Here is a 22,938-nt window from a genome sequence, read left to right as displayed (position 1 = left end):
TTAACCTCCTTTCTTTTAAATCAATCATTGATAGGAAGTTCATATTGACGTTGTAGTTTTTTCATGTGTTCTTTATATTCAGAACTATCATGTTTTGATGGTTTGTAAGACCTAATCTTTACAACTTCCATAAATTTAGTATTATCTGGAAGTCCATTTAATAAGGCATTAAACTTTCTCCAATGCAATTTACCTTGCATTTCAATTAAATCAATATTATACGCTTGTAAAAAAGAAGCAAAAATATAGTCTGAGTCGTATTTCAAACTATATAATTGCTCCTGTTCTTCTTCTATTTCCTTAACTGGCATAGGGTTTCCAGCTAAATCATATTCTACTGAATTAAATTCCTCATTCTTGATATGCTCTTTTATTACCTCGTCTAAAAATAAAACTACGTCCTCTATTGAGTATTTCTCAAATGATTCACCTGTTAACATTAATAAGGCAAAGTGTGGTTTCTGATAATCTTCAAGATCACTAGAATTAAGCATATCAAACAACCTAATTACATTATCAAAGCTAAGATTAAGCTTATAAACTTCACTACCAACGATTAATTCATCTTCTAATTTGTAAGCTAAATTAAGCATGGTTGATATTTAGATACTTAATCAGCTTATCTGGAGAATAACTGCTTCCTAATTCTTGAGTTATCCCAAATAGCGTTTGAAATACCGCTAGTAACGTTGGCATACAAGATTTGTTATAAAGATTATAAACTTTCTCAAAAGTTTCTTCATCGAATAACTCAACCCATAATTCTTTAGCTAAATCATAGATTAATTTAATATCTTCTGTTGTTCCTTTTAGTTCTCCAAGCTTATCTTTAACTACACCTGCTTTTTCTTCCACGTTTGCTAGTTTTAGAATATTTTCATCACTAGTTACAAACTTTAATTCAAATTCTCCAAAATCAACTGGAATTACATTTTCAAATTTCTTAATTACTACCATGCTTATATATCCTCCTAAATTATGCTACTGCTGTTTGTTTTGGCAATGTTGTCCATTTAATCGTACATTCAAAGTTTTCAAAGTCACTTGCGTCACCATCTCCAGCTTTAATCTTAGAAACAATTGCTACTGCTTCCCACGCTGTCTTACCATCTGAAGATACAACCTTGAACCATACTTTTCTATCGTCACCAACTTTATATCTAAGGTCAGCGATTAGTTTTTGTGCGTCATCTTCTACATCGAAGTTCCCCTCAAATGAGAAACCAGCTTTAACTGATTTTACAGTTTCTTCTGGTGTACCATCACCGTCATACCACGCTACGTCGTCAGTATCTTCATCTGTTTCATCGTTAACAGTTTTAATATATTTTGCTAACAGTTTGTACTGTTCTTTTGTTGGTGCTGTTGTAGCGTTCGCCTTATCAAAAGGTGCTACAAAATGTTTTCTCAATGCGTTTTTTTGTCTAGCCATTTAATAAATCTCCTTCAATTTCAATTTTTGATACTATACGTAAAGTATAGATAAAATAATCTTGCTCATCACGTCCATTAACTGCAGGCTTTCCAACCTCTAGTCCTAAGAAGCGATAAGTATTATTTGCACTAGGTAATTGTAAATTAAATTCAGATAGTGCGGTGTGGATAGTCCACAAGATAGAGTTAGCTTTTTGGTTATCCATGCATTTTATGGCAATTTCAAAAGGTAAACTAATTTCTTGTGTTCCATCCATAAATAACCGCTCTACCTTACCACCTGCAATTAAATTAACTACTAAATCATCTGATTCAATGAAATAATCTAATCTAGCTACTAATGGTAAATTTAAAGAATTAATATAATCACAAAGTACGTCTTGAAAATCAATGTTATTAATCATCTTATTCCTAATCCTTTCTTAGCTACTTCTTCCCAATTTTTCATGTTGTTGTTTGAAGCTTTTTCAGTCCATTTGCTACCAGTATCAGGTGTTGTATATTTTTTAAATCTAACTATTCCATTTGTTCCAAAAAACTGTGCTCTAGCATATACTGTATTCCATGATACTGAACCGTTATTAGCTTTTCCAGTTCCTCTTAAAATATCTTCACCATCACTTGGCACATAGTTTTCACTGTCTAGCAATACTTGGTCAGCAACTTCTATTCTAGCTTTCTTAACGTTCCCTGGTCCGAATTTTCGCTCCATAGGTGATAAATCGTAAGATACTTTTAGTGACATCTAAATCACCGTTAACTCATAAGAGAATACTTTATTTCCTAAATAATTAGTTTCAAAACTAATTACCTTGTATTCTCCGTGTTGGTCTGTGATTTTAGCTTGTAACCAACTATCATTAACAACAACATTGTTAAATTTAGGATAAATAAATAAAGTTCCCGATTTGTTCCTTGTGATATTTGTTAAGTTTTGTGTGTTTGTAGTCTTATCTAAAGAACTTCTATCAAATCGAACGAATTTTATTTCAAACGGTTCTTTAAAAGTGACCTTCCCCCATTTATCTTTTTCACCTGCCAAACTTACAGTTACAGTATCGGTTAAAAGGCGCTTATCTATCATAGCAAACACCTCTATAACCGAACCCAACGCTTTTAAGTAAGTTCATAGTGTCTAACGCTAAATTATACTTACTAGCTTCAATTTTAGCTGGACTAGTTCCACTACCACCATAATTAATAGTGGTTCTTCCAATACTCAAACTACCTAATGAATGCTTATCTTCAGCAGTAAGTATTCCAGTTTCATTTAAGTAACGTATTTGATTAGCAATAGCAAGCTTTACAGCTTTCTTACGTGGTGGGAAATCATCTTCTAAATTATTATTTTGATAAAAGTAATTTGTATATAAATCTACAGCCATTTCTGCCTTTACTTTTAATTCTGAAAATTCTTCAATTTCTGCAAAACCTAATTCTTTATATTCTTCTAAAGTTAAATAACTCATTTTTAACCTCCTAAAAAGAGGCTGAATTATTCAACCTCTTTAGCTTTTTTTTCTTCTACAACTGGTGCTTCTTCCTTAACTTCTTCTGGTTCTTTTACCTCTGTTAAGGCTCCCTCACCTAATGTACTGATAATTTCTTTCGCTCTAACTTCTGTAATATCAAGTTCAGTTCCTTTTTTCACTCGTTCATAAGTATTTTTATCTGTAAAATCTACGTTTACTAAGTATTTAACCATTGTTATTACCTCCTATTATGCTAACGGTGTAGCGCTTGTTACTTTAATAATTGCTTTCTTGTTATCATCAAGAACGAATGTACCACCTTTAGCAGCAGCTTGAAGTTTAACACCGTCAAATTCTTGTGCTTCTACTGTTCTAGCAGTTTCAATTCCGATGAATGGAATTACAATTCCATCTGGTGAGAAGATTGCAACAACATTATTTTCAAAATATTGTTCTGCCACTTCATTTAATTCTACGTTTTTATATTTTAATAATCCATTTGTATCGATACTTACATTTGAACCTTTTGATTTGTTGTTTGAAGCCATATCTACAATTGCATTATAAACTTGCGCTCTTAAGTAACATTTGATTGGTGCGTTAATTTCAGAGTTAACTACATAAACATTTATCTCGTTAAATAACTTCTTAAGACTAGCTTCAGTAAGATCAGCTAATTGTTTAGTTTCCCCAGCATTATCTGATAAGAATTTCCCTACACGTTTATTAACTTTTCTTGTTTGTGCTTCAGAATGTAATCTTAAACGGTCTGCTACTGCTGCGTTTAAATCGTTGTTAACTGTGTAACGGTCGATTCCCTCGTGGATAGTTAGCGTGTAATCATAGTTTACTTCTGTATCTGTATAGATTACTTCTTTTAATTCACCAAAACGGCTTCCAGCTTCTGTTCCTGTTCCAAAAGCTTTGTTTGCGTCCGTGTCATAAGTACCTACTACTACTGGTGTAGAGTTAGTTTTAACTAAGAAAGCCTTAGAATTAAATTGTACTCCATCTAATGTTTGAATTGGAGCTAATACTCCTGCAAATGCTTTTTGTACACCGAAAATTGTAGAAAGCATTTGTCTATATTGTGGTGCGTATTGACGCACTGGTAAATTATTATTGCTTGTTGTCATATTTTAAAATTCCTTTCTTTACTGTTTATATTGGTCTATAATTGCTTGGAACGGGTCAACACCTGCTGTTCCATTTCCGTTAGGGTTGCCACCAACTGTGATTTGTGGTGTAGTTGCTTGTTGTTCCTGTTCAAATAAGAAAGGCTTGCTTTCTTTTAATGAATTAACCACATCATCAAGTTTAGGCTTCCCGTCTTCTCCTAACTCAACCTTATCTACATCGATAAGTTTCATTAGAACATCGCTATCGTGTGCCTTAACATCTTTAAGTGCCAAAGCAATAGCATTTGTTTTATTAATTTGTGCCAACTTATTATCACTATCTACTTTGAATTGGTTGTATTCTTCCTGTAATTTCTCTAAAGCCTGTTTAACTTCTGAATTAGCATCATTACTTTTTGTTAACTCTTCAAGTTTAGTGTTTTGTGATTCAAGTTGTGCTTTTAATGTGTCATTCTCAGCAGTTAGTTCTAACTTCACTTGTTGTTTCGCTTTCTCTAAACCTGCACCGTACGCTTGCATAATTTTATCAATTGCGTCCTTATCTGTTACTCCTGCTTCGATTAACATATCTCGTTTTAAGCTCATAATTTAAGCTCCTTTCGTTTTACGTCCTGTAGACTTTATTTATTTAGCACTGTGACACCGTGCAAGGCATAAAAAAATAAGCCTTTTAACGTCATACTTAGGACGAATGATTAGTATTTTCTGATAACAACTGGATTCTTTTCTATAAGGTTCTTTCTACCAGCCTTTAAAGTTTTTTCTCTTAACTTTAATTTAGCTTGTAGTTCGTTATCTTGTAATTCTTTAGCTAATCTTTGCTTATCTTTATTTATTTTTATTTCACGGTCAAAAGCTTTTAACCTTGCTTTATCTAAAGCGTTTTGTTTTGCTTGTTCCTCGGTTAGATTCTCCAAATACTCTGGTAATTCTGGCTTGTAATTCACACCAACAACAAAAGGTGTCAGATAGTGTCCGCAGTTGATTCCTAAACAACCTCCTGGACTTCCATAACCATAGTCTGGCAAACTTAACACCCTTTCGCCATTAATTGTTCGTGCTACTCCTTTAGTTACTATTTGATGTTGTAACGGTGCACATAATTCTCTAGCACTAGACTTAGCACTATAATAAAAGGTGTCTATTCCTAAATCATCCGCTGGTCTTTCCCGCATTTCTCTATATACTCTGAAAGTAGTTGTTCTAATTACTGTTTGTGCATATCGCTCTACAGTCCACGTCCTACCTCCACTATCTTTAAATGCTGTGAACCCTCGTTGGTACATACTCATAACGGCTTCAGATAGTGCTTTTTCGTGAGTTTTCGTTCCACTTACTGCACTAGCTACTGCCTTTTCTAATGTATGCTTATAATTATTTTGTAGTGATCTTGGTAATGTAGTATTAATTAAATTATTAACCTCAAACATTGTTTGCTTAGCTAGTGAATCTAAACTATCTTGAACTAAATAATTAGGTTGTGCGTTAGTCTTTAAAGCCTGTGCCAATTGTTGGTGGCTGTCTTGATAAATTTTATAACCCTCATTAGCAATTACATCACGGAATACATCTTCAGCAACTCCACTATATTTAGCTATAAGCTTTACATTTTCTTCTGTGATTAAATGCATATCGTTTAACTTCTCTAACTGCCATATATAAGGGTTATCTATTAAATCAGCCGTTCCACGTTGTTTTAATCTTCTGACTATGTTCTTCATCATTTCCATGGATAATTCATGATATAACCCCTCTACTTCTTTTGACTTTATCCAATAATTACCATCATTATTCTTTATCTCCATAGATTACCTCATCCGTTTCATCTAGGTTAGGTTGTACTTCTTCGTTGATTTCATTTAACATCTTAGTAGCTTCTTCATCAGTCACCCCTAACACTTTAGAAATGGCATATTGTTTACTAACAATTCCACTTGCTAAGGCTTTGACCCAATAATCAAGTTCTGCGTTTCTATCAGTAAACACTCCATCATCTAGGTTAACAGAAATATCTTCTAGCTTAGGTATTTCACCGCTGTAAATTCCGTGTGCCTTACCTAATTCACAAATAGATACTACAAGTTCTTTGATTGAATGTTCAACTAACGACACAATACTATTTCTTAATTGGAATGTATCTGAATTTTCACTAACAACTTCTGTTGCTGTTTTCATCGTTTTACCATCAAAACTAAACATTCCACCACTAACCCCTACTTGCATTTCAAACATTGCTAATCCTTTGTTAATAGCTTTGATATAATCATCAGCTCTGATTGGTGTAGTTAAATCAACGATTTTACTTTCATCAAGTCCTCCACCAATTTGAACATAAACATTTTGATCTGTTTCAAATCTTCGTCTTGTTGTAAATTCAGTTCCTGTCATAACAGTCATAGTTGTTAATCCTTCTGGAACGGCAACTCTACGCTGTCCCATCTTAATTTCCCACATAAACTCATCATAAGTTCTATTAATGAAATCAATTGTTGTTTTCGCATTATCGAATATCGATAACCCCAACGGACTATTAATATCTTTGTTGTTCATTCCTGGAGTTTTCAAGTAAGTAAATAACGGTCTACTTAATCCCTTAATAACTATACTTTCTTCTAAGTCTTCATATAGTTCACTCAATAATACTTGACTACCAATTGTGCTTGAATTATTTGACTTGTAAAGCTCATTTGTAATTGTTAAATCTTCATCGTTCCACTCGTGGAACTCAACTAATGTATAATATATATTTGTTTTACCTTGACTTTTTACAGTCTTAGTTATGATTGCTGCACTGCTTACATCTTGCATGTTGCTTTGTAATGGTAAAAAAACTGGTGCTTGAATAAATGCTACCTTAATTGTCTTCCCATCAAAATATGGTCTCATTGCCATTCCACCCAAAGCCAAACAACTTTCAAGATATCTTTCAAAGTTTTTGTTAAATCTATCATTTAACAAAACATCGTTAACAAACTGATTAATTGTTTCATTATCAACTGTTATTTCAGCTTGTTCGTTATAGACTAACCCTGCTATCTTCTTACAAGCTGTTCTAGCAAGTGGCAAATGATTAAATTTCCTTGTGCGCTGTTCTCCATCCGTGTTAAGGTAGGTAACATCGCTAAACTTACTCTGGAAGTATGTTAAATTGTTCTTTATTCGGTTGTATTCTTCAGAAGATACAACTATCTTCGGATGGTCTAATATACTTGTTAAACTACCTTGCATGGTGTACTTGCTCCTTTTAAATAAATTCTTAATAATCTGTATAAGCCCCATTCTTGTTACTCCTATACTTTTAATCCTAATAGTTTTGAGTTATCTAAAACAAAATACTTAAATTCATCGACGGTGTGGTCGTCCTCTTTAATTACTTTTGGTTCGGGTGTTTTAATCGTCTTTTCATCATATCTGTACATTTTGTGTTCTTCAATGAATATCTTGTTATTTTCGTGATCTAAATAAAAAAACCTACCTTGTGCAAGTAAGCTTGTTACCATATCAATCATGGTCTGATTCTTTTTCTTTGCCACAGGTACCCACCTAATTCCAAAATCTTTATAGTATTGGTTTCTTAACGCTCCCTCAGCACTATCTATTGTTAACCTGATAATAGGTACATTGTATCTCTCCTGTACTCCAGTAATGAAATCATTAATCATTACTGTTAAATCACTAGGCGCAGCTTTAACACTTCTACCTGCTGGAGAATAATAAAAAGTATCTAATAAGATTACATTTCCTTTAGCAGTAATACCGTAAGCACCGCAAGCCGTGGCGCTTTGTTGGTGCCCTGTATCTAGCGCATAAGATATTCCTATAATTTTATCATCTGTTGGCAACTCCTGTAACGGGTGAAAACAAGCCATGTTATAAACGTTATTACCTAATCCAACTGGCTCTCCTAAATAAATGTAGCGATAATAATCAAAGTCATTTTCTTTAATGCGATTAATATCAGCTAACATTTGCTCTGTAACAAAACCTAATTCATCATTCAAATAGCTTGATTCATGAACCAAATAACTTTCGTTAGTTTTCATTAGTTCGCTCCACTCATTAATCCAGATATAAGGATTTCTAGGTGGATTATAGCTCCAGAAGAATTGCACAAAAGGTATTAATCTGTGTTTTTGTCGCATAAATGTAATGTTTGTTTGGTCGAATTCCTCCTGGCTTTCAAACTCGGCGGCTTCTTCATACCACACTGCAATAATATTATTAATATCATTTGATTTTAACTTTTGGAAGTCATCCGCCCCGTAGAAATAAAAACTTGATCCTGTTAAAGTATGAGTTATTTTAAAAGGAGATACTGTACTTTTAAATGAATTGCTTAAGCCGTACATATTTATAGCCCAATTTATCTTATTAAAGACACTATCACGAATTGTATTTGCTACTTTCCTGATTACTACAGCATTAGCTTTCTCTCCTTTAGCTATCAATTTAACCATATCATTAACCAATTTTAAAGCTATAACTGAAGATTTAAAGCTGTTCCTGCCGCCTTTTAATACGTTGTAAGGCACTTTAGAAAGCCACACAGGTTTAAAATGTAGATTCACATTCTTCTGAACATCAAAATTACTCATCATTCCACCTATCAACAATTATGATGCTTTCAGTAGCAGTTGAGCTTTTTTCTTCTCTTGCTTGGTGAATTTTATTTAGGATATCTGCAGCTTTTATTCTATCTTTCGCACTAACATCAATATAGGTTGTCTCCTGGAAACCTTGACCCCGTCCTATAAGTATTTCCTCTGTTTGTTCGCCTCTCATTACTGAGGTTAAATACTGAATAACCTCTTGCTGCGTTGCTGTCTTCTTAGATTCAATCTCTTTCATCCGCTCATCGATGTAAGATTTTATTCCTACATTTTCCAACAATTTGTGACTTTGAGATTTTGCATAATTTACGCTGTATCCTACTTTAATTGCTGATTGCATCGCATTTCCGCTTAAGATGTACTCATCAGCAAATTCTTTTTGTTTAGTTGTCAATTTCGCCAATTTTCCACCTCCGTTCAGGCAAAATAAAAAGACAGTCGTTAAACTGTCTAGGAAGTTTTTATGATAGGTGATTTTAGGTAGAGATTTAATACTATGAAAAAAAAAAATAAAAAGTTTGCTGTACACGTCTGCTTATAAAAAATCTAACTAATAACAATCTCTAGGAGTCCTCTACCTAAAATCTTATATTACTATTATATCACTTACCTACTTACTTTTGTTTATCTCTTTTTACTTTGTTTTATCTTTTTTTACTTTTTGAAACAACTTATCAATTTTAACTGCTTTTAAAGCTTCAGAATGTTTTCTATTTCTCGTATTAGCTTCAATTTTTAATAAATGATCAATTTCTAACCAATCTTTGCAATCAAAGTATCGATATTGTAATAATAATCTATATTGTAAATCTTCAACGTTTTTAATGCAGTCAAATATTTCTCTTTCTGTCTTAACAAGCTCTACAGTATTGTCAACAATTTCACGTTCTAAATTATCGATCTCATAAATTAAATTATCCCAACTATATTTGTTACCACCTTTGATTTGTTCTTTTGCATAATCAATAGGTTTAATATTATGTTTTAACATAGATCTTCTATCTTTAATTTTCTCTTCATTAGAAGCTATTAATCGTTTAATGTACCATAATTTTGATAAAAATTTCTTTTTCTGATTTGTTTGTCTTTCTTGTCTATTTAATACCATTACTTCCTCCTGTTAATATATCTCTTTGTCGTGACTACCATAATCACTATTACAAAAATTAGTGAAATACTAAAAAATATACCTATGATGTAAAGTAGAATGTCGATTATATAGGTTGATTTTAAATCCATTTTTTTACCCCCTTATCATTCCTTTTAAAAACACTATATCTGGCGTATTAATATTTCTAAATATTAAAATTCCTATTCCAATGATAATTATTGTTATTAATGCTGTTCCCATCAATTTAAGGTTTTTTCTTGAAATTATTTCCTCTTGCCCAAAAATAACCACTAACATTAAACCTATTATCACAATAAAAAATAATATTTCTAATATCGTATTACAAGTATCATATATAACATACTGTTTTTTTAATCCTTCATATATTTCTGGTGCTTTATCTATACTTAAATTTAATTTTTCAACAATGTTTTTCATTAATTCATCCATACTCTTTTACCTCTTACTTAATTCTATTCTTGCTTTTAAACAGATTCACTTCTTTCTCGATGCTTTTAAGAAGCACGGTTTCTTCTTCAATATCTGTTTCATTTTTCACATCGGATCTCTTAAGATATTCTTGTAATGCATGTTTTATAATTTGAGCATCTTTATATTTTAACGTTAAATATATTCTGTTAGTCATTCTAGTTCTCCTACTTTACTACTTCAGTCTTTTAGCTATCTCTTCAATTACATTTACAGTCACACTATTACCGGCTTGTTTATACAGTTGACTATTGCTGTTAACCTCTTGTGCTTTATCAAACAATTCATCTGGGAAACCTTGTAATCTCCAACACTCTTTAGGTGTCAATTTTCTTATTTTATAATCTGATAATACGACACCTTGTTTATTCGCTTCTTTAATCAGTACCCCATGTCTATCTTGTGTTGTTAATGTAAACATATGTTCGCCATTTTCCTTAAATCTCCTACCGTTTTGTCTTTTCTCCACTCTATCAGGAGTAAGTACTGGTACTGCTACTTGTTTCGGTGCTTTATAATCAGTAGCTAATAACGCTCCAACGATACCGTTTTTATCATGAACAACAGTTCTTGTCCCTTGACAACTACCGTTAGGGTTTTTAGTATTCCCAATAATGCTTATTTTCGGTTCATAATCAAGATCTTTGTTTTCTCCTCTGATAGGAAATACTCTGTAGGTACATTCTCCTCTAAGATGTCCAACAATGAAGACACGTTCCCTATTCTGTGGGACTCCGAAATTTTTGCTGTTAAGCACTTGCCACTCGACATCATACCCCAGTTCATCCAAGATTTTAAGTATTCTAGTGAATGTTTTCCCTTTGTCGTGTGATAGTAAGTTTCTAACGTTCTCAAGCAATAAATAGCGTGGTTTGATTTCTTTGGTTGCTCTAGCAATTTCATAGAATAAAGTTCCTCTAGTGTCCTCAAATCCCAGTTGCTTTCCTGCAATTGAAAAGGCTTGACATGGGAATCCTCCGCAAATAACATCAACCTTTCCTCTAAGTTTTCTAAATTCTTCATTAGTCACCTCTTTTATATCATGATATTCTATTTCATTTTCTGTGTTGTGCATTGCTTTATAACTTAATCTTGCAAATTTATCTATTTCACAAAATCCTACACATTTATGCCCGGCTCTTTCCATTCCTAAACGAAAGCCACCTATCCCGGCAAACAAGTCTAAAAAATTCATAATTTATCTCCTATTCTCAAATGTAAGACAAATCCTACAGATTGCCCACACAAATGTTATTACATATCCATCCTCTGTAGTAAACTTAGTATTACACATTATCATTATGAAACCAAATAACAGTATGATTCCAAACCATTCAAAAACATATCTAAGCATTGTATATCTCCTTATATTGTTTAAGTAATTGTAATTCTCTAATTCTCTGTTTCTGATCCTGGATAGTCCTTTCTTTGACTATATTGTCATTAGAAAGCTCCTCAATTGTGTTGCTCGATACATACACCCCCAACATCAATCCCGCTGTAAACATTGCTAACAACATTGAAAGTGTGATTAATATGATCTCTATGTTATTCCATATCTTTTTAACCATCTCTTATCCTCCTATTCCGTTTAATTCTGCTATTTTCTTAGTTTGTTCAGCTTGTTCATCATAAAGTTTCAAAAGCTTTTGTTCTAATTTATGATTTTCCATTTTCAATTCTTTGTTTTCCTTTTCAAAGTTAAGATGGAAAATTTCTGTTAATAGCAAACCTATTAATACTCCTAAAAAAATGAATAATATATTTTCTGGATTTTTTAACATTTCTACTTACCTTCTTTAACTTTTCTAATTCTAGCTTTCAAGCTTTGTAATATTTCCTCTTGAACATCCGCCTTACTATCTAAGGCCCTCATTACATCTTCATCTCTTGTATCTTGTGTGACTAAGTGATGAATAATTACCTTTTCTTTTTGGCCTTGTCTATGTAATCGCTTGTTGGCCTGTTGATAATGTTCTAAATTCCAAGTTAAACCGAACCAACACACATGATTTCCACCTTCTTGCAAATTAAGACCATATGCAGCACTTGCTGGATGTGTCAATAGAATATCTATTTTTCTTGCGTTCCAATCATCTTCATCTTGTGTAGTTTTTAATTCTCTAACTACTAAATTACTTTTTTCTAAAGCTTTCTTAATTCTTTCTTTGTCGTGTTGAAAGTTGTAAAATACCAAAAGACTTCGCCCTTGTAAACTTTCTACTAACTCAAGAAATGAATCTATTTTTGCATTATGCACTTCTGTGTAAATTCCTGAATTATCATATACCGCACCATTACTTATTTGTAATAGTTTATTTGATAATGCGGCTGCATTTACTGCTGTTATATCCTCTTCTGCTTCTTCTAGCTCCAGGACAAAATCACGTTCCATTTTGTCATAGTCTTTTCTTGCTTTATCATTTAACACAACAGGTATTTCATTGTAAGATAAATCGGGAAGTTCTAAATAGTCCTCCGATTTCATGCTTATACAGATATCGGATATTTTATTTATGATGTGATCATAAACTCCTTCTTTTACTTTATAATCAAAAATTTGACTTCTATTTCTCTTATTCGGCTCCATATATCTATTTCTAAAATGTGTGATATATTTCTCTAATCTCTCTCCTTGATCAAGTAAATATATTTGGGCCCACAAGTCCTCCACACCATTTGGGCTCGGAGTTCCTGTTAACTCAATCAACCTATTAATTTTAGGAAGTACCATTTTCAAAGCTTTAAATCTCTTACTTTGACTATTTTTAAAACTGCTACTTTCATCAATTACAACAGTATCGAAATACCAATCATTTCTTAGATAATCGACTAACCAGGAAATATTTTCACGGTTGATAATATATAAATCTGCATTTACACTTAAAGCTTTAATTCTCTTTTGCTGACTTCCCAACACTAAACTTACTCTAAAATCTTTTGTGTGATTCCATTTATCTTTTTCTTTCGACCATGTTCCCTCGGCCACTTTTTTCGGTGCAATAATCAACACTTTATTAACTTGAAATCTATTGTATTTTAACTCCTTAATTGCTGTTAATGTTGATACTGTCTTCCCTAATCCCATATCAAGAAATAGTCCACATTTGGGAACATTGATCACATGATTAATTGCTGTTAATTGATACTTATGTGGAATAAACTCTCTCACGATATCAACTCCTCTACTAACTTATCTACCCCTTCTTTATTTTTTACTTTATAAACTTTTTGGCCCAACCGATTAAAATCTCTCTCTACTAATTTTTGCCTTGCTGAATATCGGCCACCAATAGGCCTTTTTAATTCTACAAAAGCCACAGGTTTATTTTTTAAAATAATAATTCTATCTGGCACTCCTGAATATCCTGGAGACTCAAATTTTAAACACAGGCCTTTTTTATCTTTAATTTTTTTTACTAAATATTTTTCAATTTGCTTTTCTGATATTTCCATTTGTCAAAATCATCTCTCAATTTTAAAATTTTTAATTTGTAACTTGTAACTTTATTTTCCCTATATAGTATATAAAACATAGATATTATAGATATTATAGATATTATAGATTTATATAATCCTATATTTTCTATAATTCCTTTATTTTTATAATATATATAGGTTTTAAAGTTACAAATTAATATATAAAATACTTATTAGAGTTATTATATCAACGTTTATAAGGTGTAACTTTAGGTGTAACTTTCCACTTTTAAAGTTACACCAGGTTGGTTAAACCTTTGATATAACAAGGTTTTATAATTTCCCAAAGTTACACTAAAGTTACATTTTGATTTTTGATTTGTAACTTTCTTTCTCCAAAGTTACACCCAAAGTTACACCCTTTTAAATCCTTTTTGCGGGCCGTAATTTCCAAAACGTGTTGCTTTTTCATCCTTAACCCACCCAACAATATTACTAATTATTTGATTTATTTCTTTTGCATCAGTTCTCTTCATAAATCGTAAATCACCTTTTAAGCACTCCTCATATACTTCTACAGCACACACTTTTTGCCTAAATACCATTTTAGCTCCTTTATCAAAATCGCCTGCTAAAATGTTTTTCCTTGTACCAGCATCAAGAGAATACCAGTTTTCGGTAATAGGTTTATCAAGGTAATCACGAATTAAACCTTCTTTTGCGTTTGATTCTTTATGGTGTTCACGTGCAATATTGGCCAACTCTTCGGCCTCCTTGCTAAGTTGCAAGCTTTCACCCATTAGAAATAATGCGTAAGCCTCGGCCCACACCTGGTCAACATCTTTTGGTAAATCATCCCAAACGCTTTTTTTAATTTCACCTACACAAATATCAATAGGCCAAAAACGTCTATTTCCGGTTGGATCTTTTAAAAATTCATCATCGTTTGATGTTCCATAGAAAACACATCTTCTAGGATATTTGCTTGTACGTCTTCCGTAAGCTTCCCTATATATATCTTCTCTTTTACTCAAGAATTGCTTGATTGCATTCGTATCATGCCTATTCATTGCGGTAAGTTCTCCTACCTCTACAATCCAGCTCCCCTGGATAAGTTCAGAAGCCTCTTTACCTTCAAAAGTTTGTAAACTGTCATTAAACCATTCTTTACCTAAGATAGAAAAGAATGTACTCTTACCAACACCTTGTGGCCCAGCTAAAATTGTCATTACATCAAATTTAACTCCACCAATTATGGCCCTGGCCACCGCAGCTACTAAACTTTTTCGAATAGCTTCTCTAGAAAATACATTATCAGCTGCACCAAAATAATCAATAAGTAGATTATCTATCCTCGGTACTCCGTCCCATTGTAAAGATGTTAGATATCTTTCAACATAATTAATTCTATTTCCATCACTCACAATTAATAAAGCTTTATCTTGCTTATCCTGGCCCGTTATTTTATAAACTGTTTCAAGATACCTAGAAAAAGAAGCATCATCCACTTCAGACCAATCTCTGTGATCTTTATTTGGATCATAATGTTTATCCCAAGGCAGTTGACCAAAAACTAATCCTCGATTACTAAAAATATCAATAGCAATTTTATCTTTTAAGTTTGGATCATTTTCCAGAATCAAAACTATATTATTAATAGTCTTTTGAATTTTACCTTCTTCACTTCTTTCAAGTTGTGAAAGCCAGTTTAATTCATCTTCAGCTTGATTATTTTCTTCATCATTACTTACGATTTTAAAAACATCTTTAGCGTTGGCCACCATTTCACTATTCATCAAAGCTGCTACATTAGCATCTTCAAGAGCTAGTTTTTTCATGGCCTTGTATGATGGATATTTGCTTACAGGAGTTCCGTCTTTCACGTTCTCATCAAGATTACTGAATTTGTGTATTCTTATTAAGTCAAAAGCATTAACAAGTTGGCCACAACATGGATCAGTTGCGTGATGTGAATAAAGGAATTTATTATCATAAAGTACAGCCCCTCCAGAAGTACTACCACCAGTGAAAGTATATCTATCAGGAGTGGCCGTTGCTTCATATAAAGCAGGGATAAAAGTTTGGATGGCCGTTGTGATATCATAAACTTTACAAAATGGGCCAACTAATCCATTTTTAGTTAGTGGATCTTGTTGTCGGGCTAAAAGTTGTTTTTGTTTAGTGTCTTGACCAGGGACGTGTGGCCACGTTGAAATGTCAGTCCAGTCAGCATACATATTAAGAACACCAACACGACTACAAAATTGCCCAGGATAAAACTGGAATATGTACTCACTATCAACCGAACATGATGGATAATACATAAAACGGTTAACTTCAAAAGTAGTTGGATCACAATTTTCAATCCCTAACAAGCTACCTAATTTTCTAGCAATGGGTTCATATTCATCAGGAGTGCAACTTTCATCAAGTGGAATAAGCACCCTAAGTCTAGGTGTATAATTACTGTGTTTTCTAGTTGAATAAACAACAGAAGTACACCCAAGCGAACCTACTCTTTTCAAAATGTCATCAGTCATATTTGGTTGTATGTTATCCAAGTCTAGACAGACAACATCACGACTAATTATGTTCGTTGCTTTTCTTCGGCCATCTAAAAGCTTAGCACCAGTGAAGCCCCCAACATCTTTTAAATTATCTTGATCCGATTTTTTCATCTTGAGAAATTCATCGTATTTCTCTTGTGTTCTAACTGGAGATTTTAAAGTTTCTACAAAGTCAAGCCAACTAATATCTGTATTTTGCCAAATAGTTGCTTTTCTATGATTTGCTTTAGCAATTCCTAATAATCTATTTGCTTGCACTTTTTAACCTCCTATCTAATCTTTCATATAATATTTAGTCTCAAATCCAGCACCTTTTAGCACTAATCCAGGAGCCCAAGGAATAGGCTCTGCCAAAATATTATTTACATCTTCTAGTTTTTCATCATCGTAAGCATCTATTACCACTTCATCATGGATATGCATTACAACATCATAATTTTTTTCGTATAGTCTTAACAATGTTTCCGCTAGGCAATCTCTTGCTATTGCTTGAACAATATTCTCGACTAGCTTTCCTCCATAAGTTGAGTTAACTTCCCATTTTTTAGTAGTTTGGTTAACTCCGTAATAATGAAGAGCATCTTTTTCAAATTGGTTCAATTTTAAAAATGGCTTAGGATAATATAGCGAACGGCCACTAGGTAATTTAATCGATATAAAATCAAGGCCGTACATCATATCCCATTCACGTTGAATCTCAAGTCCTCTTACATATTGAGTTCCGTTGCCATTCATAGCTTGAATTACAGCATCTCCAACTGCATACCATAAGCGGACAATGTTCTTATTAGCTTCTCTCCAACGAACCTTAATATCCATAAGTTCTTCACTAGTAAGGCCCATTCTATCAGCTCCCATTGCTATTAAAGCTGATTCACCGCCTTGATATCCTAATGCTAATGTAGCAACTTTACCACGTTGCCTTAAGCTATACTCAGGATTACCTTTTGAGATTTTATCAATCGGTACATTAAACATCTGACTTGCTGTTGCCTCGTAGATTTTACCGTGTGTTGCGAATACTTCGTTGACCCACTCTTCACCTGCTAACCAAGCAATTACACGTGCTTCAATAGCACTAAAATCGCTTATTATAAATTTATCCTTGCTAGCAATAAATGCTGTTCTTACTAGTTGGCTTAGTGTGTCAGGCACATTACCATATAGAAGTTTTAAAGCTTCATAATTACCAGCTTTTGCAAAATTTCTAGCTGTGTCTAGCGTATCGATGTAGTTTCTAGGTAAGTTTTGAACCTGCACTAATCTACCGGCCCAACGACCAGTCCTGTTAGCTCCGTAAAACTGTAACAGCCCTCGAACTCTATCGTCCTTACACATCGCATTTTCCATAGCTGCATATTTACTAACACTAGTTTTTCCAAGTTGTTGCCTTATCTCTAAAACTCTTTTAACTTTCAACGGTAAATTATCTCTTGATAACAAATCAGAAATAACATCTTTTGTTAATCCATCAAGTTCTTCTCCTAATTGATTTTCAACCCAAGTTTTAAGTTGACTAACACTATTTGGATTTTCAAGTTCGGTAATTTTAAAAGCTTCCTCTGTTAAATTATTAGTACTTTCAGAATCGATAGAAAGCACACCATTTACAAGTGATCTATCTACCATTACTCCGTTAGCGTTCATTAGAATATCCATTTCCCAAAGTTTTTGTTCTTTTGATGGAACTTCAAAAGCTTTTATATATTGGTATATTTCATATTCTGCTTCTACGTCCTGCATATTATAATCACAGTATAGTTTCCATTTCTCTAAATCATGATGCGGATTATTCCAAGTCCTACCACCATTGGTCTTTGTTGGCTTACAGGGAACAGAGAAATATTGAATTAATCTACTTCCAGTTGTCAATTTTTTCTTATCTTCTGAAATACCTATTGCCTTACCAGTCATTCCTAATCCAGCAGGCAATCCTAAATAAGTTGCGTGCATCATAGTACACCTCCACTGAGATATATTAGTCTCATATCCAGCCCTATTTAAGCAGTACCACTCAAAAGCAGCATTATATGCATGCTTAATACAATCTGGATTATTTAATAAAGCAGCGATATCATCTGGAATTTTTTCACCTTGTTTTAAATCTACCAATTTAACTTCCGAATCATTAAGTTTGTAAGAGAATAGCAAAATTTCAAAGTCTTCAGATTGAGCATATTTATAAGCCCCACATTTAGATATATTCTCACTGCTTCGTGTTTCAATATCAATACTTAAATGTTGCATATAGTCCTCCTAAAAATTTAGGGGGGCTAACCCCCCATAGTAATTTATTAATTTTAAAGTGGAAGTCCAGTTAATGGATCTATCCCAATTGAAACTTGTTGAGTTGGTTGTTGGTATTGAGGTGTAGTTTGTTGATACTGCTGTACAGGTTGTGCTTGTTGCGGATTAGGGAATGGATTAGGATTTGATGCACCACCTAACGTTGTAAATAATTTATCTGCAGATACTGGAGCACCACCTAAGGCTTCACCATCTCTAACTTTTTGAATGTGAGTAAGCCCGAATCCAACACCTTTTTTCCCTGTATGCATATATGGAAATACATTAATAGCTACGTTCGCATAAACTCCTGAATAAATTTCAGATTGATTTAATATAGGTTGAACATTTTGATCTACAATTTGCGGTTGTCTATCAGCGTTTGCACTGGCTGTGAAAACCCAACAACCTTTACATTCATCTCCGAATGGTGTTCCATCTTGCTTCACTCCATCACCATCATGGATAGGATTAGCAACTACAGGTGGCATTACACCGTTCCATTTTTCATTTAATCCTTTTTGAGCTGCAGCTTGAATTGCTGCATCTAATCTTTGCTTACTATTTAAATCGCTTTTTGGTAATAAAATTGTAGTGCTATATTTTGGCGGTAAATCTGGATTATTTGAGAAAGGTTTAAATACATTTACATAACTTAATCTCACGTTTTGTACTACTGCTGTTGTTTCATTTGTCATAATTTTAAAATCTCCTTAATTTCTGTTTTAATTTATTGGTTTAAATATACTTGTTGCTTTTACTGTGTCAGTAATCGCAGGTCTTTTATCGTTTTCAAATACTAAAGTAGGCTTTCCTGTACTTGTAACAACCATATCACCTACTAAATTGTTAAATTGTTCTTTCCCAAGGGCTTTTTCTAGTTTAGCCAAAGTCAACGGTACTTTATCAAAAATTATAGCTTCATCAATACCGCCATCAATTAATTTCTTAAGTGCCTCATCTTGATTAGTCCAAGAGCGTGAAGTTCTTCCAGCTACTGCTTTTAGTCCCTTAACATCTTCACCAGTTAAGCATAGATTTAAGGCATAGGCTTTTAAATCGTTAACCCACTTCGCTATGTCTTCACCTCGTGAGATATATTCGAATAGCTTATCTCTAGGAATTTCATTAGGATTTAAGTGAATTTCCGATTCTAGAGATAAATTATTCTCCGCCCTGGCAGAACAAATATCACGGGCTTTACAGAATTTACAAGCCTTAGCAGATGGAACTAATTCACCTTCACCACTTAGAGCCTTACTTGATTGAACGCTGAAATAATCACCCCACAATAACAATTCAGAGAGGTCAACTTCCCAACTTGAATAATTATTTAAGCGTGGTTGTACAATATTCATTTCAATTTTTTTTATATCGTAAATTAAGCTAAAAGCGTTATAAGCTCCAAGTGCATATAAGATTAGCTGTTCATTTTTCTCAGCAGAGACTGGAACCCCCTTGCCATATTTCAAATCAATAATAGAAAGTGTAGTCCCGTGAATTAAAATACAGTCACAAGTCCCAAATCCTCCTGGAACCCAACTAGAAAAATCTACTCTTTTTTCAATCTCTATATAAGGCTTAGATGGAAAGCTTAAAGCTTTTTCTTTTATAAAATCAACATAATTGTCTGTAAATCCATCCATTTCAGCTTGATATAATTCATCTTCTTTTATCTTTTTAACTGCAGCATTAAGCTTTCTTTTACCAAAGCCTTTTGAATCTAAATAATGCTTTAGTTTAAGTTCGCTTAATTCATGTGCCAATGTTCCTTCCTTTGCATAAACAGACTCAGTGTCTGGAATACCTTCCTCCATTTGAACACTACCAGGACAGGTGACCCACCTACTGGCACCACTAGCACTAAGCTTTGCATGAGCCCTTTCTTTGTGATTAATCTCAGTCATTAGATAGCCGCTCCTAATTCTCTTAATCTAAGTGCAAAAGCTCCGTATTGTTCAACAGGTAATGTTGTAAGGGCTAATGAGTTAAACTCTTGTAATAAGCCCTGTAAAAGTTGAATTTTACCAGCTTGAACTAATGTACTTGATGCACGTTGTAAATCTTCTAATGTATAAGTTTTCTCTGCAACAGGTACTGCAGTTTGTACTGGTTGAGTTTGCACAGGCTGTTGAACTGGTTGTACAGGTACTGTTTGCTGAACAGCTTGTACTGTTTGCACAGGTTGTTGAGTTGGTAATTGAGTTTGTTGAACAGGAGAATCTTTAAAAGCCTCCACATTAACTGCTACATTCTCAACTGCATTTCCATATCTTGCTACAATTTCATCTAATAAAAGGATATCCTCCTTATTTGTGATTAACACATTTGCATTTACTATTAATTTCATTTTTTAATCTCCTATTTTAAATCTTTTAATAATCTTCTACCTTCTTGAATATACTGAATTTTTATATTATGATCTGTACATTCTTGAATATTTTCTATAACAACATCAACTAATTTTTTCAAATATCCTCTTCTTGAGAACTCTTCTGAAGAATGGTTATAATCTTTCAAAAATGCTATGCTTTCTAAAGCGGTATATTTACCATCCTCGATTATAATTTCACCATTATTTTTTAATCTGTTTAAAGGCATTCTCATTTTGTCATAAGGAAAACCTAAATTATTAATTAGTTCATATTTTGAACATCCAGGATTAGAATATATGTAATTTCTAATTGCTTGAGTTAAATTAACTCCAGTATTCTTCCTCATTTTTAAACTTCTCCATTTCTAATACTTTGTTGTCAAATATATCTTGTGCTTCTCTAATTTTTCTACGTTCTAATGAATCGAACACTCCAAAATCAACACAATCAGACATTTTATTGCTTGTGAATTTTAAATCCTCTATTTGTTCTGAGAAACGTTTATTCTTCATCTCCTAATCTCCTTTGTTTTCTGTATTTTATATACTCTTCTAATACTTCTAATTCTTCATCTTCTGACAATTCAAAGTAAGCTTTATTTACACCTGCGTCTTCGTATGTAAATGTATCGTGAAAATGTGCTATATCACTAAAGATATATCCTTCCGTATAAAGTTCTTTAAGTTCATCTAAAACTATTTCTTTATTCTCCATAAGCTAAATCTCCTAAAATATCGATCAGTTCTTTAACCTCTTCAATAGTAAGTTCTTGTTTCTCTATTAATTCCCTGAACCTTTCATTTTTAAATGGATTTTTACCAATTCTAGCTAAATTTGCAATAGCACTAGGTATGTTACAGATACCTTCAACTTTTAAAGCTTGAATATTTCTTATTCGGTTGATAAGTCGCTCTTCTTGAGAATTTAATAAGGTGTGTAATTTACCTATAGTTGCTATTTCTTCTTTTTCGTTTAATAAATCATTTCCTTGTTCATCAAGTAATTTAGCTTTATACTCCTTACCTAAAATAGAACTAAGTAAGAATGCTGCTTCTTGAATTATCTTCTTAATATCAGTTGTCGGATCATCGTGTTTTTTACACAATCTAAAATATCTTTTACCAATATTCCCATACCAAAATGCTTGTTCATGAGTTAATTTAGTATCGTTTAGTACATCTTTTAGTACGTGTCTTGTTTCAAGTTGTAAATTATCGACAACAACCTCTTTTCCATCGATAATTACAGGAATATTTTTAAGTTCAATTTTGTAATGTTTTGGATTAGGTTTGTTAATATTATCTTTTGTCACTTGATTTTTCCTCCTAAATGTGTTATTTTATAGTTGTAAATTTTTGTAAGTAGTCGTTGTTTTAAACGGCTATTTTTTTATTATTTGTTGCCACTACTACCATATCCACCAGTTCTTTCTTGCGACAGCACTTCTATATTGTCAATCGGTAAAAACTGCATAAATATTCCTTGACCTATTCTTGTGTGCTTTTCAATAATCACTTCTTTATCGGTGATATTATCATATAGAAAAGTTATATGTCCCTCATTACTTTTATTGTTGTAAAAACCTTTATCAATAACAGCAACACTATTACTCATTCGTAATCCGTATTTCTTTGCCATACTAGATCTAGCAAATAATAATAGCACCTCACCATCACTCATATAAGCTTTAACTCCAGTAGGAATTAAATTATTAATTGTTCCTGGTCTCAAGACTACTCTTTCTGCTGTGTAGAAATCTGCACCGCCATCACCAACATTTGCAATTACAGGTAATTTTCCGTCATATCCTTTTACAAGTTCAAATCCTCTCATTTTATTCATCTTCTACCTCCATATCAGGAAATATGTCTTTCCCTCTTTCATCAAAATACACAAATGGAATCACCGTTCCAGTTGTTAGCATTGCTATAATTATTTGCCAATCAAAATTACTGAATGTTAGCATACATACAGCAACAACTGAACACGTCCAATAATACACATTGAATTTTCTTCTTCTTAGATTATTCATTTC

33 protein-coding genes are annotated in these 22,938 nt (G+C 32.9%); all 33 read right to left on the bottom strand.

Annotation, left to right across the window (positions count from 1 at the left end; all coding sequences use genetic code 11):
* Nucleotides 1–20: 20 nt before the first annotated feature.
* Complete coding sequence (locus ACO6OL_RS01480) at nucleotides 21–593, bottom strand: Gp15 family bacteriophage protein (RefSeq protein ID WP_314397098.1); 573 nt, start codon at nucleotides 591–593, stop codon at nucleotides 21–23.
* Nucleotides 586–957, bottom strand: a complete 372-nt coding sequence (locus ACO6OL_RS01475; RefSeq protein WP_485501885.1) for a hypothetical protein — start codon at nucleotides 955–957, stop codon at nucleotides 586–588. Before ACO6OL_RS01475 ends, ACO6OL_RS01480 begins: the two co-directional genes overlap by 8 nt.
* A gap of 19 nt (nucleotides 958–976) precedes the next feature.
* Nucleotides 977–1,432: a phage tail tube protein gene (locus tag ACO6OL_RS01470; RefSeq protein ID WP_102169969.1), complete on the bottom strand. Its 456-nt coding sequence runs from the start codon at nucleotides 1,430–1,432 to the stop codon at nucleotides 977–979.
* Nucleotides 1,425–1,838 (bottom strand): minor capsid protein, encoded by a 414-nt coding sequence (locus ACO6OL_RS01465; protein ID WP_485501884.1) that lies wholly within the window; start codon nucleotides 1,836–1,838, stop codon nucleotides 1,425–1,427. The genes ACO6OL_RS01470 and ACO6OL_RS01465 overlap by 8 nt, the downstream gene beginning before the upstream one ends.
* Nucleotides 1,835–2,179 carry a minor capsid protein gene (locus ACO6OL_RS01460; protein ID WP_485501883.1) on the bottom strand — a complete coding sequence of 115 codons (345 nt, stop codon included), beginning with the start codon at nucleotides 2,177–2,179 and terminating at the stop codon, nucleotides 1,835–1,837. Before ACO6OL_RS01460 ends, ACO6OL_RS01465 begins: the two co-directional genes overlap by 4 nt.
* Complete coding sequence (locus ACO6OL_RS01455; protein ID WP_485501882.1) at nucleotides 2,180–2,518, bottom strand: putative minor capsid protein; 339 nt, start codon at nucleotides 2,516–2,518, stop codon at nucleotides 2,180–2,182.
* Nucleotides 2,508–2,903: a hypothetical protein gene (locus ACO6OL_RS01450; protein ID WP_485501881.1), complete on the bottom strand. Its 396-nt coding sequence runs from the start codon at nucleotides 2,901–2,903 to the stop codon at nucleotides 2,508–2,510. The genes ACO6OL_RS01455 and ACO6OL_RS01450 overlap by 11 nt, the downstream gene beginning before the upstream one ends.
* Nucleotides 2,904–2,929: 26 nt before the next feature.
* On the bottom strand, nucleotides 2,930–3,139 hold the full coding sequence (locus ACO6OL_RS01445; protein WP_485501880.1) for a hypothetical protein: 210 nt from the start codon (nucleotides 3,137–3,139) through the stop codon (nucleotides 2,930–2,932).
* A 15-nt stretch (nucleotides 3,140–3,154) separates the two neighbouring features.
* A complete protein-coding gene (locus ACO6OL_RS01440) occupies nucleotides 3,155–4,042 on the bottom strand; it encodes a phage capsid protein (protein ID WP_485501879.1) in 888 nt (295 codons plus the stop codon).
* Between the two features lie 18 nt (nucleotides 4,043–4,060).
* Nucleotides 4,061–4,630, bottom strand: a complete 570-nt coding sequence (locus ACO6OL_RS01435) for a phage scaffolding protein (RefSeq protein WP_485501878.1) — start codon at nucleotides 4,628–4,630, stop codon at nucleotides 4,061–4,063.
* Between the two features lie 110 nt (nucleotides 4,631–4,740).
* Entirely contained in the window at nucleotides 4,741–5,850 is a 1,110-nt protein-coding gene (locus ACO6OL_RS01430; protein WP_485501877.1) for a phage minor capsid protein, read from the bottom strand.
* Complete coding sequence (locus ACO6OL_RS01425; RefSeq protein WP_485501876.1) at nucleotides 5,834–7,324, bottom strand: phage portal protein; 1,491 nt, start codon at nucleotides 7,322–7,324, stop codon at nucleotides 5,834–5,836. Before ACO6OL_RS01425 ends, ACO6OL_RS01430 begins: the two co-directional genes overlap by 17 nt.
* Nucleotides 7,325–7,335: 11 nt before the next feature.
* Nucleotides 7,336–8,643 carry a PBSX family phage terminase large subunit gene (locus ACO6OL_RS01420; protein WP_485501875.1) on the bottom strand — a complete coding sequence of 436 codons (1,308 nt, stop codon included), beginning with the start codon at nucleotides 8,641–8,643 and terminating at the stop codon, nucleotides 7,336–7,338.
* The gene (locus ACO6OL_RS01415) at nucleotides 8,633–9,058 is read right to left on the bottom strand and encodes a terminase small subunit (RefSeq protein ID WP_485501874.1); all 426 of its coding nucleotides are present in this window, start codon (nucleotides 9,056–9,058) and stop codon (nucleotides 8,633–8,635) included. Before ACO6OL_RS01415 ends, ACO6OL_RS01420 begins: the two co-directional genes overlap by 11 nt.
* 231 nt (nucleotides 9,059–9,289) lie before the next feature.
* A complete protein-coding gene (locus ACO6OL_RS01410) occupies nucleotides 9,290–9,763 on the bottom strand; it encodes a DUF1492 domain-containing protein (protein WP_485501873.1) in 474 nt (157 codons plus the stop codon).
* Nucleotides 9,764–9,898: 135 nt separating this feature from the next.
* Nucleotides 9,899–10,216, bottom strand: a complete 318-nt coding sequence (locus ACO6OL_RS01405; protein ID WP_485501872.1) for a hypothetical protein — start codon at nucleotides 10,214–10,216, stop codon at nucleotides 9,899–9,901.
* 13 nt (nucleotides 10,217–10,229) lie between these two features.
* The gene (locus ACO6OL_RS01400) at nucleotides 10,230–10,412 is read right to left on the bottom strand and encodes a hypothetical protein (protein WP_485501871.1); all 183 of its coding nucleotides are present in this window, start codon (nucleotides 10,410–10,412) and stop codon (nucleotides 10,230–10,232) included.
* 18 nt (nucleotides 10,413–10,430) lie between these two features.
* On the bottom strand, nucleotides 10,431–11,450 hold the full coding sequence (locus ACO6OL_RS01395) for a DNA cytosine methyltransferase (protein ID WP_485501870.1): 1,020 nt from the start codon (nucleotides 11,448–11,450) through the stop codon (nucleotides 10,431–10,433).
* A 151-nt stretch (nucleotides 11,451–11,601) separates the two neighbouring features.
* Nucleotides 11,602–11,826, bottom strand: coding sequence for a hypothetical protein (locus ACO6OL_RS01390; protein WP_485501869.1), 225 nt, complete (start codon nucleotides 11,824–11,826; stop codon nucleotides 11,602–11,604).
* A gap of 3 nt (nucleotides 11,827–11,829) precedes the next feature.
* A complete protein-coding gene (locus ACO6OL_RS01385; RefSeq protein ID WP_485501868.1) occupies nucleotides 11,830–12,039 on the bottom strand; it encodes a hypothetical protein in 210 nt (69 codons plus the stop codon).
* Nucleotides 12,040–12,041: 2 nt separating this feature from the next.
* A complete protein-coding gene (locus ACO6OL_RS01380; RefSeq protein ID WP_485501921.1) occupies nucleotides 12,042–13,430 on the bottom strand; it encodes a DEAD/DEAH box helicase in 1,389 nt (462 codons plus the stop codon).
* Nucleotides 13,424–13,711 (bottom strand): PDDEXK family nuclease, encoded by a 288-nt coding sequence (locus ACO6OL_RS01375; RefSeq protein WP_485501867.1) that lies wholly within the window; start codon nucleotides 13,709–13,711, stop codon nucleotides 13,424–13,426. Before ACO6OL_RS01375 ends, ACO6OL_RS01380 begins: the two co-directional genes overlap by 7 nt.
* A 377-nt stretch (nucleotides 13,712–14,088) precedes the next feature.
* The gene (locus ACO6OL_RS01370; protein WP_485501866.1) at nucleotides 14,089–16,500 is read right to left on the bottom strand and encodes a virulence-associated E family protein; all 2,412 of its coding nucleotides are present in this window, start codon (nucleotides 16,498–16,500) and stop codon (nucleotides 14,089–14,091) included.
* 15 nt (nucleotides 16,501–16,515) lie between these two features.
* Complete coding sequence (locus tag ACO6OL_RS01365; RefSeq protein ID WP_485501865.1) at nucleotides 16,516–18,489, bottom strand: DNA polymerase; 1,974 nt, start codon at nucleotides 18,487–18,489, stop codon at nucleotides 16,516–16,518.
* A 53-nt stretch (nucleotides 18,490–18,542) separates the two neighbouring features.
* On the bottom strand, nucleotides 18,543–19,226 hold the full coding sequence (locus ACO6OL_RS01360; RefSeq protein ID WP_485501864.1) for a DUF2815 family protein: 684 nt from the start codon (nucleotides 19,224–19,226) through the stop codon (nucleotides 18,543–18,545).
* Between the two features lie 27 nt (nucleotides 19,227–19,253).
* Nucleotides 19,254–20,435, bottom strand: a complete 1,182-nt coding sequence (locus ACO6OL_RS01355; protein WP_485501863.1) for a DUF2800 domain-containing protein — start codon at nucleotides 20,433–20,435, stop codon at nucleotides 19,254–19,256.
* A complete protein-coding gene (locus ACO6OL_RS01350; RefSeq protein WP_485501862.1) occupies nucleotides 20,435–20,878 on the bottom strand; it encodes a hypothetical protein in 444 nt (147 codons plus the stop codon). Before ACO6OL_RS01350 ends, ACO6OL_RS01355 begins: the two co-directional genes overlap by 1 nt.
* A gap of 11 nt (nucleotides 20,879–20,889) precedes the next feature.
* Entirely contained in the window at nucleotides 20,890–21,249 is a 360-nt protein-coding gene (locus ACO6OL_RS01345) for a hypothetical protein (RefSeq protein WP_485501861.1), read from the bottom strand.
* Complete coding sequence (locus ACO6OL_RS01340) at nucleotides 21,227–21,415, bottom strand: hypothetical protein (RefSeq protein WP_485501860.1); 189 nt, start codon at nucleotides 21,413–21,415, stop codon at nucleotides 21,227–21,229. Before ACO6OL_RS01340 ends, ACO6OL_RS01345 begins: the two co-directional genes overlap by 23 nt.
* Nucleotides 21,405–21,617 carry a hypothetical protein gene (locus ACO6OL_RS01335; RefSeq protein WP_485501859.1) on the bottom strand — a complete coding sequence of 71 codons (213 nt, stop codon included), beginning with the start codon at nucleotides 21,615–21,617 and terminating at the stop codon, nucleotides 21,405–21,407. The genes ACO6OL_RS01340 and ACO6OL_RS01335 overlap by 11 nt, the downstream gene beginning before the upstream one ends.
* The gene (locus ACO6OL_RS01330; RefSeq protein ID WP_485501858.1) at nucleotides 21,607–22,215 is read right to left on the bottom strand and encodes a hypothetical protein; all 609 of its coding nucleotides are present in this window, start codon (nucleotides 22,213–22,215) and stop codon (nucleotides 21,607–21,609) included. The genes ACO6OL_RS01335 and ACO6OL_RS01330 overlap by 11 nt, the downstream gene beginning before the upstream one ends.
* An 80-nt stretch (nucleotides 22,216–22,295) precedes the next feature.
* Entirely contained in the window at nucleotides 22,296–22,745 is a 450-nt protein-coding gene (locus ACO6OL_RS01325; protein ID WP_485501857.1) for a dCTP deaminase/dUTPase family protein, read from the bottom strand.
* Complete coding sequence (locus tag ACO6OL_RS01320) at nucleotides 22,738–22,935, bottom strand: hypothetical protein (protein ID WP_485501856.1); 198 nt, start codon at nucleotides 22,933–22,935, stop codon at nucleotides 22,738–22,740. The genes ACO6OL_RS01325 and ACO6OL_RS01320 overlap by 8 nt, the downstream gene beginning before the upstream one ends.
* Nucleotides 22,936–22,938 lie beyond the last annotated feature (3 nt).

The sequence above is a fragment of the Gemella sp. genome, assembly GCF_057272915.1.
Note: the sequence above shows the minus strand (reverse complement) of the source record. Positions and strands in the feature narration are given on the sequence as shown.

Bases quoted from the DNA above. Each gene is read 5' to 3' on its own strand.
- ACO6OL_RS01480 (WP_314397098.1), bottom strand. From the start codon at position 593: ATGCTTAATTTAGCTTACAAATTAGAAGATGAATTAATCGTTGGTAGT.
- ACO6OL_RS01475 (WP_485501885.1), bottom strand. From the start codon at position 957: ATGGTAGTAATTAAGAAATTTGAAAATGTAATTCCAGTTGATTTTGGA.
- ACO6OL_RS01470 (WP_102169969.1), bottom strand. From the start codon at position 1,432: ATGGCTAGACAAAAAAACGCATTGAGAAAACATTTTGTAGCACCTTTT.
- ACO6OL_RS01465 (WP_485501884.1), bottom strand. From the start codon at position 1,838: ATGATTAATAACATTGATTTTCAAGACGTACTTTGTGATTATATTAAT.
- ACO6OL_RS01460 (WP_485501883.1), bottom strand. From the start codon at position 2,179: ATGTCACTAAAAGTATCTTACGATTTATCACCTATGGAGCGAAAATTC.
- ACO6OL_RS01455 (WP_485501882.1), bottom strand. From the start codon at position 2,518: ATGATAGATAAGCGCCTTTTAACCGATACTGTAACTGTAAGTTTGGCA.
- ACO6OL_RS01450 (WP_485501881.1), bottom strand. From the start codon at position 2,903: ATGAGTTATTTAACTTTAGAAGAATATAAAGAATTAGGTTTTGCAGAA.
- ACO6OL_RS01445 (WP_485501880.1), bottom strand. From the start codon at position 3,139: ATGGTTAAATACTTAGTAAACGTAGATTTTACAGATAAAAATACTTAT.
- ACO6OL_RS01440 (WP_485501879.1), bottom strand. From the start codon at position 4,042: ATGACAACAAGCAATAATAATTTACCAGTGCGTCAATACGCACCACAA.
- ACO6OL_RS01435 (WP_485501878.1), bottom strand. From the start codon at position 4,630: ATGAGCTTAAAACGAGATATGTTAATCGAAGCAGGAGTAACAGATAAG.
- ACO6OL_RS01430 (WP_485501877.1), bottom strand. From the start codon at position 5,850: ATGGAGATAAAGAATAATGATGGTAATTATTGGATAAAGTCAAAAGAA.
- ACO6OL_RS01425 (WP_485501876.1), bottom strand. From the start codon at position 7,324: ATGGGGCTTATACAGATTATTAAGAATTTATTTAAAAGGAGCAAGTAC.
- ACO6OL_RS01420 (WP_485501875.1), bottom strand. From the start codon at position 8,643: ATGATGAGTAATTTTGATGTTCAGAAGAATGTGAATCTACATTTTAAA.
- ACO6OL_RS01410 (WP_485501873.1), bottom strand. From the start codon at position 9,763: ATGGTATTAAATAGACAAGAAAGACAAACAAATCAGAAAAAGAAATTT.
- ACO6OL_RS01405 (WP_485501872.1), bottom strand. From the start codon at position 10,216: ATGGATGAATTAATGAAAAACATTGTTGAAAAATTAAATTTAAGTATA.
- ACO6OL_RS01400 (WP_485501871.1), bottom strand. From the start codon at position 10,412: ATGACTAACAGAATATATTTAACGTTAAAATATAAAGATGCTCAAATT.
- ACO6OL_RS01395 (WP_485501870.1), bottom strand. From the start codon at position 11,450: ATGAATTTTTTAGACTTGTTTGCCGGGATAGGTGGCTTTCGTTTAGGA.
- ACO6OL_RS01390 (WP_485501869.1), bottom strand. From the start codon at position 11,826: ATGGTTAAAAAGATATGGAATAACATAGAGATCATATTAATCACACTT.
- ACO6OL_RS01385 (WP_485501868.1), bottom strand. From the start codon at position 12,039: ATGTTAAAAAATCCAGAAAATATATTATTCATTTTTTTAGGAGTATTA.
- ACO6OL_RS01375 (WP_485501867.1), bottom strand. From the start codon at position 13,711: ATGGAAATATCAGAAAAGCAAATTGAAAAATATTTAGTAAAAAAAATT.
- ACO6OL_RS01365 (WP_485501865.1), bottom strand. From the start codon at position 18,489: ATGCAACATTTAAGTATTGATATTGAAACACGAAGCAGTGAGAATATA.
- ACO6OL_RS01360 (WP_485501864.1), bottom strand. From the start codon at position 19,226: ATGACAAATGAAACAACAGCAGTAGTACAAAACGTGAGATTAAGTTAT.
- ACO6OL_RS01355 (WP_485501863.1), bottom strand. From the start codon at position 20,435: ATGACTGAGATTAATCACAAAGAAAGGGCTCATGCAAAGCTTAGTGCT.
- ACO6OL_RS01350 (WP_485501862.1), bottom strand. From the start codon at position 20,878: ATGAAATTAATAGTAAATGCAAATGTGTTAATCACAAATAAGGAGGAT.
- ACO6OL_RS01345 (WP_485501861.1), bottom strand. From the start codon at position 21,249: ATGAGGAAGAATACTGGAGTTAATTTAACTCAAGCAATTAGAAATTAC.
- ACO6OL_RS01340 (WP_485501860.1), bottom strand. From the start codon at position 21,415: ATGAAGAATAAACGTTTCTCAGAACAAATAGAGGATTTAAAATTCACA.
- ACO6OL_RS01335 (WP_485501859.1), bottom strand. From the start codon at position 21,617: ATGGAGAATAAAGAAATAGTTTTAGATGAACTTAAAGAACTTTATACG.
- ACO6OL_RS01325 (WP_485501857.1), bottom strand. From the start codon at position 22,745: ATGAATAAAATGAGAGGATTTGAACTTGTAAAAGGATATGACGGAAAA.
- ACO6OL_RS01320 (WP_485501856.1), bottom strand. From the start codon at position 22,935: ATGAATAATCTAAGAAGAAGAAAATTCAATGTGTATTATTGGACGTGT.